The organism is Methyloversatilis sp. XJ19-49, assembly GCF_024580145.1.
In the GTDB taxonomy this organism is placed as follows: Bacteria; Pseudomonadota; Gammaproteobacteria; order Burkholderiales; family Rhodocyclaceae; genus Methyloversatilis.
In genome coordinates, this window is sequence record NZ_JANINI010000001.1 from 216,765 (window position 1) to 230,106 (window position 13,342).

A 13,342-nucleotide genomic window follows, 5' to 3' on the forward strand; every position below is an offset into this window, starting at 1 on the left:
CGCACGTCAGGCGTGCGGCACGCCATCGCTGCCGCGGAACACCGGCTCGGCCAGCAGATGCACGGTGAAACAGCTGCCTTCGCCCGGCGTGCTGCTCACCGTGATGCTGCCGCCGTAGCGCTCGACCAGACCGAGTGACACGGACAGACCGAGACCGGTGCCTTCGGCGCGCTTGGTCGTGAAGAACGGATCGAACACGCGACCCAGGTTCTCCGCCGCAATGCCATGGCCGGTGTCGCGGACCAGGATGTCGGCACCAGGCCCCTCTTCGGCGGGTTCGTCCCGGTCGCGGCTGGCAAGGGTCAGCGTGCCGCCACCGGGCATGGCGTGCAGCGCGTTGACCATCAGGTTGACCAGCACCTGCTGCAGCTCGTCGCGGTTGATGCGCACGCGCGTCCCTGCCTGCAGATCGAACACGATGTCGACCGCCGGTGCCGGCACCTGATGCAGCACCAGCGGCAGCGTGTCGCGCAGCAGAGCCGACACGTCCACCTCGTCGATGTAGCCGGCGAATTCACCTGGCCGCGCGTACTGCAGCAGTTTCGTGACGATCAGCCGGATGCGGTTGATCTGTTCGTCGAGCAGGCGGATTTCGGTCGCGACGCCGCTTGCAGCATCGCCCAGCAGATCGCGCATCAGGTCCAGATTGCCCTGCATGACGGCGATCGGATTGTTGATCTCGTGCGCGACGCCGGCCGTCAGCTGACCGATCGCCGCCAGTTTTTCCGAACGGACCAGCTGGCGCTGGGTTTCGCGCAGCTCCGCCGTGCGCTCGACCACCTTGTGGTCAAGTTCAGCGTTGAGCTGCTTCAGTTCCGCCTCGCGCGCCGCCACGGTGTCGAGCAGTGTGTCGAGGTGGGCCGCCAGTCGGGCCACTTCCTCACCGCCCGACACCGCGCCGGTGCGCGCCGCAGCGTCGCCCTGTTCGACCGCGCTGATCGTGGCATCCATGCGCTCGATCGGCCGGAAGATGCTGCGCGCGCCGCGCAGCGACAGCACGACTCCGGTGGCCATGATGAGCGCGAACAGCGCGATCAATGCCGCGAGGATGTTCTGCTTCACGTCGCGGAACGGTGCTTCGAGAAATCCGACGTACAGCATGCCGACGCGTCGTCCCTCGCCGTCGACCACCGGCTCGTAGCCGGACACATACCAGTCGTTCACGACGAAGGCGCGGTCCAGCCAGCGCTCGCCGTTGTCGAGCACGCGGTGGCGCACCGCCGCCGACACGCGCGTACCGAGCGCGCGGTCACCGCCGAACATGCGCACATTGGTGGCGATACGCACGTCGTCGAGAAACAGCGTGGCGGTGCCGCGCGACCCGAGCGGCAGCGCGCCGTCGTTGTAGACCAGATCGTTGATCGTATCGACGAAGTCTAGGTTGCGGTTCAGCAGCTGGCCACCCTCGAGCACCGCGATCTGCCGCCCCTGGGCGTCGACCACCGGACTGGCGACGTGGATCATCATGCCGCGCTCTTCTTCGGTGCGCGGATCAGGGCGTGCGTTCTCGGTGGGTACGATGGCCAGGCGGGCCCGCTCGCGCAGCGGTGGGCCGATCTGTTCGAGTTCGGGCGCACCGAAGATGGACAGGGCCACCTGCGCCTCACCGGCCAGCGCCGCAGCGACCACCGGCCAGTGGCTGCGCGGCGTGTCGCCGGGGTACCGAAGATGCGGACCGGCTTCATCGGTGGAACTGGCAATGACGCGGCCGGTTTCGTCGAGCAGATGCAGGTAGTCGAAGCGACGCGACGTGGCCTGCTGCGCCAGCATGGCGCCGAGCGTCGCATCGTCGCCCATGGCGCTGCGCAGGCGGCCCGATCCGGCCAGTCCGGCCACCGCAAGCTTCTGCGCTTCGAGCACCCGGTCCAGGTACTGACGGGCGATGGTCAGCTCGGCATTGACCTTGTACACGAGCAACCGGTCGTACGCCGAATTGCCCCAGTACACGACCAGACCGATCAGCAGCGGCAGCATCAGCAAGGGTGGCGCGAGCACCAGCAGCAGCAGGCGCGCGCGGACCGAACCCCCTCGCAGAGATGAAAGCAATCGCATCGCGCGAGGCGCCGTCAGGTCGGCGATGCTTCGAGCACGGTCAGCAGCGCCGAGGTATCGCGCGTCGCGCCGCCCTGCCCCATCAGCGCATTGAGCTGCTGCCATACCGCGGCTGACAGGGGCATCGCGAGGCCGAGCGAGGCCGCCTCGCCGAGCACGATGCCCATGTCCTTGTGGTGCAGGCGAGCCTGAACGCCGGCCGAGAAATCGCGCGCAGCCATCTTTCCACCAAACAGGTCGAGTGCCCTGGAGGCGGCCGAGCCGTGCATCACCGCCTCGCGCACGGTGCCGAAATCGACGCCATTGGCGCGGGCCAGCCGCGCCGCCTCGGCCGCCGCCTCGATGAAGGCGCACAGCAGAAGCTGGTTGCACGCCTTGGCGACCTGGCCGGCACCGTTCGACCCGACATGCACCAGCGTACGGCCGACCGACGACAGCAGCGGCCGCATGCGCTCGAACACTGCCGCATCGCCGCCCGCCATGATGGACAGGCTGGCGTCGATTGCGCCCCGTTCGCCGCCGGACACCGGCGCATCGAGCATGTCGATGCCGCGTCGGGCAAGCGCATCGGCGATGTCGCGCGCAGTGGAGGGAGGAATCGTGCTGTGGTCGATGAAGACGCAGCCGGGCGACGCGCCTTCGATCACGCCGTCGGCGCCGAGCGCGACCTGACGCACGTCCGGTCCCGCCGTCACCACGCACAGCACGGCATCGGCGCCGCGCGCGCAGTCCGCGGGCGACGCGGCCGCACGGGCACCGAGTGCGACGAGCGGCGCCATCGACTCGGCGCGCCGCGCCCACACGGCTACGTCATGGCCGGCGCGCAGCAGATTGGCGGCCATTGCGCGCCCCATCACGCCGAGGCCGATGAAGCCGGCCTTCATCCTTCGATGCCGCCCAGACCCTCCAGCACCTTGAGCACGGCGATCGAATCTTCCTCGCCCAGCCCCTGGCCGACCATGGCATTGAGCATCTGCGCCGCGGCGGCGGCGGCGGGCAGCGCCAAACCCATCTGGTGCGCCTCGTTCATCACGATGCGCAGATCCTTCTGGTGCATCCAGGACTTGAAGCCCGGCTTGAAATTGCGGTCCAGCATGCGCTGGCCGTGGTTCTCCAGGATGCGGCTGTAGGCGAAGCCGCCGAGCAGCGCTTCGCGCACGCGTGCCGCGTCGACGCCGCTCTTCTCGGCGAAGGCAAAGGCTTCGGCCAGCGCCAGCACGCCGACGCCGGTGAGGATCTGGTTGCAGGCCTTGGCCACCTGTCCGGCACCGCTGTCGCCGACAAGGGTCACGTTCTTGCCCATCAGCTGGAACAGCGGCAGCACGCGGTCGAAGGCGGGCTGCGGTCCGCCGGCCATGATGGTGAGCGCCGCGTTGATGGCACCCACTTCGCCACCCGACACCGGCGCATCGATCATCGCCACGCCCTTGGCCGCCAGCCGCGCGGCGATCGAACGCGCGGCGTCGGGCGCGATGGTGCTCATGTCGACGAAGATCAGATCGGCGCGTCCGGCTGCGCCCTCGGCAACACCCTGCGGGCCGAGCGCGACCGCTTCGACGTCAGGTGCGTCGGCGACCATGGAAAACACGACGTCGGCCTCGCGCGCCACATCGGCGATCGACGTGTGCAGCGTGGCACCGCTGTCGCGGAACGGCGCCAGCGACTCCGGCCGACGTGCCCACAGGTGCAGGCTGTGGCCGCCCGCGGCAAGGTGCCCGGCCATCGGCCGCCCCATCAGTCCCAGTCCGATGAAACCAATCTTCATGCTGTTCTCCTCGATGCGTTGTGCGCGCCTGTACCGGCGCTGCATGGACTTCCGACTATAACGCAGCAGGCCGCGCCGCCCGCGCTGGCATAATCCGGCCCATGGACTACACGAAGCAGATCAAGGAAATCGGCCGCGGTGCCAAGGGCGCGCGCGCGCTGTCGCGCGACGATGCACAGGCCCTGTTCGGCGACATGCTCGACGGTCGCGTACCGCCGCTGCAACTTGGCGCCATTGTGCTGGCGATGCGCATCAAGAGCGAATCACTGGATGAACTGCTGGGTTTCAAGGCGGCACTCGACGCGCGCCTGACCCGCGTCGAGGCACCGCCCGGCCCGCGCACCGTGGTGCTGCCGACCTACAACGGCGCGCGCCGCCGCCCCAACCTGATGCCGCTGCTCGCCATGATGCTGGCGCGCGAAGGGGTGCCGGTTCTGATCCACGGCCACTTCGACTTCGACAGCCGGGCCGATCCGTTCGCGCTGCTGGCCGCGCTCGATCTGCCGCTTGCCGACAGCGCCGCACACGCCGGCGAACTGCTCGCGAACCGGCGCATTGCCTGCATCCAGGTCGCGAAACTCAGTCCGGGGCTGGATGCGCTGCTGTCGTTGCGGCCGCAGTTGGGCGTGCGCAACTCGGCGCATTCGATCACGAAGATGATCGATCCGCTGCCCGGGCGCAGCGTACGCGTCGTGCCGGTAACCCATCCGGAGTATCTGGACAAGATGACGCAATTCCTGCGTCTGGATGGCGGCCATTCGATGCTGCTGCGCGGTACCGAGGGCGAGGCCTATGCCAATCCGGCGCGCCGGCCGTCGATGATCGGCTTCTTCGACGGCACTGAAAGGCTGTTGTGCGAGGCAGAGGACGGCGCCTCGGCGCTGACCCAGCCGGAAGCCGGTATCGATGCAGCCGCCAATGCGGCGCTGATCGGCGAGCTGCTGGCCGGGCGGCTGCCGCTGCCGGCGCCGCTGCAGGCGCAGTTCGACGCCTGCCGGGAACTTGCGGGGTGTTGACGCAAAGGCGGGGTCCGCGTTTTCAATGCAGACCCCGATATGGCATTGATGGGCCCTAGTTCAGCTTGAACTGCCGGCTCGCGCCGACCAGCGATTCGGCCGTGTCGCCGAGCCGTGCGGCGGTGGTGCGATCTTCCTCGGCGATCACCGCGGTGTCGTGCGCCAGCCCGGTGACCTGTTCGATCCCCTGCGCAATGCCGGTTGCCGCCAGCGTCTGCTCGCGCATCGAATCCGACATGCCGACGATGATGTTCATCATGGCGCCGATCTCGGCGGACACGGCGGCGATGGAATCGCTGACCGATGCCACCTGATCGACCCCGCGCTGCGCTGTCGCCACCGTGTTGGCCACACTTTCGAGCGCGCGGTCCTTGCTGGTCTGCATCGCGTCGACCGTGCGGGCGATGTCTTCGGTCGCCAGGCGGGTGCGTTCGGCCAGCTTGCGCACCTCGTCCGCAACCACCGCAAAGCCGCGTCCCTGCTCGCCTGCCCGGGCAGCTTCGATGGCGGCGTTCAACGCAAGAAGGTTGGTCTGGTCGGCGATTTCCTTGATCAGCGCGACGATGGACTTGACGCTGTCGAACTGCGAGCCGATCAGCTCCATGCTGCTTTCCACCTCGTGGATCGCCTCGCCGGTCTGCCGGATGTCGCCGGCCAGCCCCTGCATGACGGCCACCCCGTTGTCGGCCGATTGGCCGCTGCGCTGCACCCGCGCACTGGCTTCATCCGCTTCGCCGGAAATGTGCTGGATCGACGTGGTCATCTGATGAACCGCGGCAGCCATGCGCTCGCTCGCTTCGCATTGTTCTCCGGTCGAGCGCGTGATGCGTTCCGAATTGACGCGCAGCGTATCCGCCACGGTACGCGCGCTGACCGACTCGGTGACGATCAGACTGACCGTCTGCGCCAGCTTAAGCCGCATCGATTCCATCCTGCCCAGCAGCGGCATGCCCGGGTGCTGCGGCACATCGGACACCAGATCGCCGGCACCGATGCGTTCCGCGATGTCACCGATCAAGGCGGCCTGCAGGGCATCGCGCTTCAGGCCGATCGCCATGTAGCACAGCAGCCCGGCCTCGGCCACGACGAACGCTGCATGCACGAACACCATCGACAGATTCGCGCCACCGGCGAACACGAACACGCCGACATCGGCTGCCTGCATGAAATTGAACGCCAGGTGATGCACGGCAATCACGCCGGCGGCCATCACGATCGGACGCCAGTCGCGGTAGTAGAGCAGGAAGGCGAGCATGACGAAAATGGCGAAGTGCGCTTCGATCAGGCCGCCGGTCAGCTGGATCAACAGCGCAGCCAGCACCATGAAGGCGCTGGCACAGGCCAGTCGGGTCACCAATGCCCCCGGTGCCAGGCGATGGATCAGCAGCGGCACGACCGCCGCCGGCAAGCCGACCATCAGCGAAACAAGCAGGTCGCCGTACGCCACACCGACCGTAATGCAAACGATTGACAGCAGTGATGCGCTGATCAGCATCACGCGATCGGCAGCCGAATGGGCCGATTGGAGAACGTGTTCGTTCATGGCGAAACCTTGTTGGTGACAGTCGGGGTGCGCGGGCTCGAACAGAGTTCCGCAGGCTTGTCCAGCATGTGTGCGGCCAATGCAAAGCCGCTGGCCATCAGCCAGCCGGTCAGCAGAAGCCAGGCCAGTCGATCTGCGGAACGGCTGTGCGGCCGGGCGGGACATGACATCGATGGGTAAGTCATGAAGTCCTTAACGGCAAAGGGGGCTCATTTCTTGAAAGGCAAGGGCATCGCACCACAAGAGTGCATCGTTGCGCGACAGCCGCCACTGCGGTGCGCAATCAATGCGTATCGCGGGTGAGCGCCAAAGCACGTCGCGCCGGGTGACGGCCACCGGAAAGCCTTGATGGCCGGGCGTTTCCGCCGGACCGGCGCGGCATGCCGGCAAGCCGCGATCACGATGGCAAAGGATTTGCTTAACGTCCTTCGGTCTCGTTGCATCCACGCGTGGTGGAACGTGACCGACGTTCTGTTCATGTCCCGATCATTCCTGCCGACACGGTGGCGCATCGCGCACCCGACCGGAGGAATAAAAGGCCAGGCAACCACGACGCAACGACGCGTCCTGCCTCGCCCGATTCGCGACCGCTGAACCGGGCCAACCACTCAGAGCGGTTTCCGACCGCCCCCACATCGCGTCGAGCATTGCGTCTCGACAGCATCAACGTCGCATCGGGCTCAGGCGTCCGATGCGGCCCGGCAGCAAGCGGCTTCCTCGTCCAGCGGCGGACTGGAACCGGCATATACCCATTCGACCGGCACGTGCCGGTCACGATCGTTAGAAACTGACAGCCATCGGCGCTGACGCCGATGTGTGCATCCGCTCGCGTGCGGGGTTCTCGACCCGACCGCCGGGCGACGCCGCTGCCGGATCGTCGGCCGCGCGATTCGCGGTCAGCACTCGCAGGAAGCAGACCATGGAAAAGAAACGTCTTGTGATGGTGGGCAACGGGATGGCGGGCTGTCGCACGCTGGAAGAGCTGATCAAGATCGCGCCGGGGATGTACGACATCACCGTGTTCGGCGCCGAGCCGCATCCCAACTACAACCGCATCCTGCTGTCGCCGGTATTGGCTGGCGAAATGACGGTGCAGGACATCATCCTGAACGACTGGGACTGGTACCGCGACAACGGCATCACGCTGCACGCGGGCAAGAAGGTGGTGAAGATCGACCGCATCGCGCGCAAGGTGGTTGCCGAAGACGGCACCGAAGCCGAATACGACCGCCTGCTGCTGGCAACCGGTTCAAATCCCTTCATCCTGCCGGTATCGGGCAAGGACCTGCCGGGCGTGATCGCCTATCGCGACATCGCCGACACGGACGCGATGATCGAGGCGGCTGCGAACCACCGCCACGCGGTCGTGATCGGTGCCGGCCTGCTCGGCCTGGAGGCGGCGAACGGCCTTGCGCTGCGCGGCATGCACGTCACCGTGGTGCATCTGGGCGCATGGATCATGGAACGCCAACTCGACCGGCCGTCGGCCGACATGCTGCAGGCCTCGCTGGAAAAGAAGGGGCTGGCCTTCCTGCTCGAGAAGCAGACCGAGTCGCTGATCGCCGGACCGGATGGCCGCGTGTCGGCCGTACGCTTCAAGAGTGGCGAGACGATACCGGCCGATCTGGTCGTGATGGCCGCCGGCATCCGTCCGAACACCACGCTGGCCGAATCGGCCGGCATCCACTGCAACCGCGGCATCGTCGCCAACGACACGATGCAGACCTACGACCCGAAGATCTACGCGGTCGGCGAATGCGTCAGCCACCGCGGCATCGCCTACGGCCTGGTCGCGCCGCTGTTCGAACAGGCCAAGGTGTGCGCCAATCACCTCGCGCATTACGGCATCGGCACCTACAAGGGTTCGGTCACCTCGACCAAGCTGAAGGTGACCGGTATCGACGTGTTTTCCGCCGGCAACTTCACCGGCGGACCGGGCTGCGATGACATCGTGCTGCACGACCCTTCGGGCGGCGTGTACAAAAGGCTCGTGCTGGAAGGCGAACGTCTGGTCGGCGCCTGCCTGTATGGCGACACGGCGGATGGCGCCTGGTACTTCCAGCTGATCAAGGACGGTCAGGACATCCACGCGGTGCGCGACCACCTGATGTTCGGCCAGAACCATCTGGGCGACGTCGGCCACAAGGGTCAGACGCAGGCCGCCTCGATGCCGGACACGGCCGAAGTTTGCGGCTGCAATGGCGTGTGCAAGGGCACCATCGTCAAGGCGATCAAGGAAAAGGGCCTGTTTTCGCTGGACGACGTGCGCAAGCACACCAAGGCGTCCAGTTCCTGCGGTTCGTGCACCGGCCTGGTCGAACAGATCCTCGCCTCGTGCATCGGCGGCGCCTACACGCCTGCCAGCTCCACTTCGAAGGCGATGTGCGGCTGCACCGACATGAACCACGGCGACGTGCGCGCGGCGATCCGCGACCGCCATTACATCGACATCCCGACCGTGATGCGCGAACTGCAGTGGAAGACGCCGAACGGCTGTGCGTCCTGCCGTCCGGCACTCAATTACTACGTGCAGTCGAGCTGGCCGCACGAGGCGAAGGACGATCCGCAGAGCCGCTACATCAACGAACGGGCGCACGCCAACATCCAGAAGGACGGTACCTATTCGGTGGTGCCGCGCATGTGGGGCGGCCTGACCACGCCGAACGAGTTGCGCGCCATCGCCGATGCGGCCGAGAAGTATCAGGTGCCGACGGTGAAAGTGACCGGCGGCCAGCGCATCGACCTGCTGGGCGTGAAGAAGGACGACCTGCCCGCCATGTGGGCCGACCTCGCGCAGGCCGGCATGGTGTCCGGTCACGCCTACGGCAAGAGCCTGCGCACCGTGAAGACCTGCGTCGGCGCCGAGCACTGCCGCTTCGGCACCCAGCTGTCGATGGGTCTGGGCGTCAAGCTGGAAAAGATGCTGTTCGGCATGTACAGCCCGCATAAGGTGAAGCTCGCCGTGTCCGGCTGCCCGCGCAATTGCGCCGAAGCCGGCATCAAGGACGTCGGTGTCATCGGTGTGGAATCCGGCTATGAAATCTATGTCGCCGGCAATGGCGGCATCAAGACCGAGGTCGCGCAGTTCTTCTGCAAGGTGACCAGCGACGACGAGGTGATGGAGTACTCCGGCGCCTTCCTGCAGCTCTATCGCGAAGAAGGCTGGTACCTCGAACGCACGGTGCACTACATCGACCGGGTCGGCCTCGACTACGTGAAGGGCAAGGTGGTCGACGACGCCGAGAACCGCCGGGCGCTTTACGAACGCCTGCTGTTCGCGCTGCAGGACTACAAGGACCCCTGGCTGGAACGCGCGCAGGCCGACGCGAAGTCCGAACTGGGCCGCGAGTTCCGCACCATCGCCATCCGCCAGGCCATGAAGGCCTGAAAAGCAGATGCAAGGTTCAAGGTACAAGGTGCAAGGAAGACCGCACCGCCCCTGAACCTTGCACCTTGAACCTTGAACCTGAGACTCACGAAATGACGACTTCCGACTGGGCGCTGGTCTGCGCGCTCGAAGACATTCCACATCTGGGCTCGCGCGTCGTGCGCAGCGACACCGGCGACATCGCCATCTTCCGCAATGACAACGAAGTTTTCGCGGTGCACGACAAGTGCCCGCACAAGGGCGGCCCGCTGTCGCAGGGCATCGTCCACGGCAATACGGTCACCTGCCCGCTGCACAGCTGGAAGATCCAGCTCGATTCAGGCGACGCCATCGCACCGGACGTCGGCTGCACGCGCAGCTTCGAAGTAAAGGTCGAACAGGGACAGGTGCTGCTGAAGACCTGACAACCCTTACGCCCTTAGGTTGGGGTAAGCGCAGCGATGCCCAACATGCCCACGGCACTCGCTGCGATGCAACTCGAACGCTTGTTGGGCATCGCTGCGCTCACCCCAACCTACAAATCATTACCGAAACGCCGCCTGGGGATGCTCGACGGCTCACCCATTTGATTCACAGCAAGCCCGAAGAACGGCTGTCCGCAACGATGCGCACAGGCCGGATCGATAACGGGGAGGTCATCCACCGATGGACAGGAAAGCATTTCTCAAGGCCGGCCACACGCCCACGCTGTTTGCCGCCTTTCTCTATTTCGATCTCGCCTTCATGGTGTGGGTGCTGCTCGGCCCGCTCGGCGTGCAGATCGCCCAGGACCTTCATCTGACGCACGCGCAGAAGGGCTTCATGGTGGCGGTTCCGGTGCTGGCCGGCGCGCTGCTGCGCATGCTGATGGGCGTATTGGTCGACCACCTGCAGCCGAAGAAGGCCGGCGCCATCGGCCAGGTCATCGTCATCGCAGCGATGTTCGTCGCCTGGCAGTTCGGCATCCACAGCTATGAACAGGCGCTGCTGCTCGGCTGCTTCCTCGGCTTCGCCGGCGCAGCCTTCGCGGTGGCACTGCCGCTGGCGTCGCGCTGGTATCCGCCGGAACACCAGGGCACGGCACTGGGCATCGCCGGCGCCGGCAACTCCGGCACCGCACTGGCTGCGCTGTTTGCACCGGGGCTGGCAGCGGCTTTCGGCTGGGTGAATGTGTTCGGTCTGGCGTTGATCCCGCTGGTCGCGGTCTTCATCCTCTATCTCATGGTGGCGAAGGATGCGCCGGAATGCCCGCCACCCAAGACGATGGCCGAGTACCTGAAGGTGCTGCAAGACCGCGACGCCTGGTGGTTCATGTTCTTCTACAGCGTCACCTTCGGCGGCTTCGTCGGGCTGGCTTCGTCGCTCACCATTTACTTCAACACCCAGTACGGGCTGGACGCGCAGATGGCCGGTTACTTCACCGCCGCCTGCGTGTTCGCCGGCTCGCTGGTGCGGCCGATCGGCGGCAACCTCGCCGACCGCATCGGCGGCATCCGTACGCTGACCGTCATGTATGTCGTCGCCGCAGCGTTCCTGTTCGGTGCGAGCTTCGGACTGCCGCAGGCCTGGATGGCGGTGGTCGTGTTCGTCGGCGCCATGCTGGCGCTGGGCATGGGCAATGGCGCGGTGTTCCAGCTGGTGCCCCAGCGCTTCCGACGCGAGATCGGCGTCATGACCGGCCTGGTCGGCATGGCCGGCGGCATCGGCGGCTTCTATCTCGCGTCGTCGCTCGGCTATTCCCGCGAAGCGACCGGCAGCTACCAGACCGGCTTTATCATCTTCGGGCTGCTTGCCGTGCTTGCGCTGATCGGGCTGACGCGGGTGAAGACGCGCTGGCGTACCACCTGGGGGGCGGCACACCTCACCTCTGCGCGCATCTGACGCAGGGCTCCCGGTCATGACATTGAAAGTGTCCATCGGCCAGTGCTCGATCGCCGGGCCGCGACCGCGCAACGAGGATTTCGCGGGCGCTGTGACGCCCGCGGGCGAAACGCTGGACGCCCGGGGCGTGCTGCTCGCCGTGGCCGACGGCGTCGGCGGGCATGCCAAGGGGCGCGAGGCGGCCGAATTCACGGTCCGCGGTCTGCTCAACGACTATTACGCCACCCCCGACACCTGGAGCATCGCGCAGTCGATCGACCGCGTGCTCGGTGCACTCAATCGCTGGCTGATCGCGCACGCCGCGCGCACGCGCGAAGCCGCCGGCATGGCGACCACGCTGTCGGCGCTGGTGCTGCGCGGCACGCGCTGGCATCTGGCCCACATCGGCGATTCGCGCATCTATCTGTACCGCGCCGCGGCGCTGACACGCCTGACCGAAGACCACACCTGGGCGCACCCCGAACTGTCGAACGTCCTGCATCGCGCGGTGGGGCTGGACGCCCGCCTTGCGGTCGACCACGCCGAGGGCGAACTCGAAGTGGGCGACTGCTTCGTGCTGCTGAGCGACGGTGTCTGGAACACGCTGCACGATGAAGGTATCGCCGGCGTGCTGGCGCGCGATGGCGAACCGGAGTCGCTGGCCTCGGCGCTGGTACTGCAGGCCGAAGCGCGTGGCGCCAACGACAACTGCACCGCGCTGGTGGTGCGCGTCGACGCGCTGGCCCGGGCGGCACTGCGCGACCGCCTTGCGCAGGCTGCGCAACTGGACCTGCCGCCGCGGCTGCATCCGGGCGATGTCGTCGACGGACTGAAGATCGAAGCGGTGCTGCACGAATCGCGTGTCACGCTGCTTTATCGCGTGCGCGACATCGCCAGCGCTGAAGTCAGGGTGCTCAAGACCCTGCGTGCGGACGCGGCCGATCCGGATGCCATCGCCGCGCTGGTGCACGAGGAATGGCTGGCGCGCCGGGTCGTGTCGCCACTGTTTCCGCAGGTGTCGAACCATGCCGGGCGAAGCAGCCTGTACTACCTGATGAGCTGGCACGAGGGCGCGACGCTGCGTGTCCGGCTTGATGCGGGCCACCACTTCGGCGTCGAGCAGATTGTCCGGCTGGGCTGCACCGTCCTGCGCGCGCTCGGCACCCTGCACCGGCTCGGCATCGTGCATCGCGACATCAAGCCGGACAACCTGCATCTGGACGCCCAGGGCGCATTGCGCGTACTCGACCTCGGTGTCGCGGCGTCCGATGGCGAGGCGTTCGGAGAGATCAACAACCCGGGTACGCCGAGCTACATGGCGCCGGAACTGTTCGCCGGCTCGGTCGCCAGCGAGTCGAGCGATCTGTTCGCGCTTGGCGTGACGCTGTACGAGTTGCTGACCCGGCGTTATCCGTACGGCGAGGTCGAACCCTTCCAGCGACCGCGCTTCGGCGATCCGCTGCCGCCCACGCGGTTTCGCCCGGACACGCCGGAATGGCTGGAAGCGGCGCTGCTCAAGGCTGTTGCGCGCACACCCGATGCGCGCTTTGAAACCGCCGAGGAATTCCTGCTGGCGCTGGAGCGCGGCGCACACCGTCCGCTTGCGCTGCCTCGGCGCACGCCGCTGATCGAACGCGCATCGACGCGCCTGCTGCGCCTTCTGCTCACCGGCTCAACACTCTTGAATCTGCTGCTGCTGTGGGCGCTGCTCGCATGAATGCCGCGCACCGGGCGCACCA

General features: G+C 66.7%; 9 protein-coding genes. 5 read left to right on the forward strand and 4 right to left on the reverse strand.

The genetic code is table 11. The features are described 5' to 3' along the window. Nucleotides 1-6 precede the first annotated feature (6 nt). From NMQ16_RS01000 to NMQ16_RS01010, 3 genes are read right to left on the reverse strand one after another with little or no spacing between them, the layout of a single operon-like run. Nucleotides 7-2,052, reverse strand: coding sequence for a HAMP domain-containing sensor histidine kinase (locus NMQ16_RS01000; protein WP_257078595.1), 2,046 nt, complete (start codon nucleotides 2,050-2,052; stop codon nucleotides 7-9). Between the two features lie 14 nt (nucleotides 2,053-2,066). Beyond that, nucleotides 2,067-2,936, reverse strand: a complete 870-nt coding sequence (locus NMQ16_RS01005; RefSeq protein ID WP_257078597.1) for an NAD(P)-dependent oxidoreductase — start codon at nucleotides 2,934-2,936, stop codon at nucleotides 2,067-2,069. Beyond that, nucleotides 2,933-3,886, reverse strand: a complete 954-nt coding sequence (locus NMQ16_RS01010; RefSeq protein ID WP_373566740.1) for an NAD(P)-dependent oxidoreductase — start codon at nucleotides 3,884-3,886, stop codon at nucleotides 2,933-2,935. Before NMQ16_RS01010 ends, NMQ16_RS01005 begins: the two co-directional genes overlap by 4 nt. A 32-nt stretch (nucleotides 3,887-3,918) precedes the next feature. On the opposite strand from NMQ16_RS01010, the gene ybiB reads away from it, so the two are divergent. Then, nucleotides 3,919-4,833, forward strand: a complete 915-nt coding sequence (ybiB, locus tag NMQ16_RS01015) for a DNA-binding protein YbiB (RefSeq protein ID WP_257078599.1) — start codon at nucleotides 3,919-3,921, stop codon at nucleotides 4,831-4,833. Nucleotides 4,834-4,888: 55 nt separating this feature from the next. Here the strand turns inward: ybiB and NMQ16_RS01020 are convergent, their stop codons facing one another. Next, the gene (locus NMQ16_RS01020; RefSeq protein ID WP_257078600.1) at nucleotides 4,889-6,376 is read right to left on the reverse strand and encodes a methyl-accepting chemotaxis protein; all 1,488 of its coding nucleotides are present in this window, start codon (nucleotides 6,374-6,376) and stop codon (nucleotides 4,889-4,891) included. A 919-nt stretch (nucleotides 6,377-7,295) separates the two neighbouring features. On the opposite strand from NMQ16_RS01020, the gene nirB reads away from it, so the two are divergent. The 4 genes from nirB to NMQ16_RS01040 all read left to right on the forward strand — a co-directional run bounded on the left by nirB (nucleotide 7,296) and on the right by NMQ16_RS01040 (nucleotide 13,320). Beyond that, complete coding sequence (gene nirB / locus NMQ16_RS01025; protein ID WP_257078601.1) at nucleotides 7,296-9,764, forward strand: nitrite reductase large subunit NirB; 2,469 nt, start codon at nucleotides 7,296-7,298, stop codon at nucleotides 9,762-9,764. Between the two features lie 92 nt (nucleotides 9,765-9,856). Beyond that, on the forward strand, nucleotides 9,857-10,168 hold the full coding sequence (nirD, locus tag NMQ16_RS01030; RefSeq protein ID WP_257078602.1) for a nitrite reductase small subunit NirD: 312 nt from the start codon (nucleotides 9,857-9,859) through the stop codon (nucleotides 10,166-10,168). A gap of 241 nt (nucleotides 10,169-10,409) precedes the next feature. Then, nucleotides 10,410-11,624, forward strand: a complete 1,215-nt coding sequence (locus tag NMQ16_RS01035; protein WP_257078603.1) for a NarK/NasA family nitrate transporter — start codon at nucleotides 10,410-10,412, stop codon at nucleotides 11,622-11,624. Between the two features lie 16 nt (nucleotides 11,625-11,640). Next, complete coding sequence (locus NMQ16_RS01040; protein ID WP_257078604.1) at nucleotides 11,641-13,320, forward strand: bifunctional protein-serine/threonine kinase/phosphatase; 1,680 nt, start codon at nucleotides 11,641-11,643, stop codon at nucleotides 13,318-13,320. Nucleotides 13,321-13,342 lie beyond the last annotated feature (22 nt).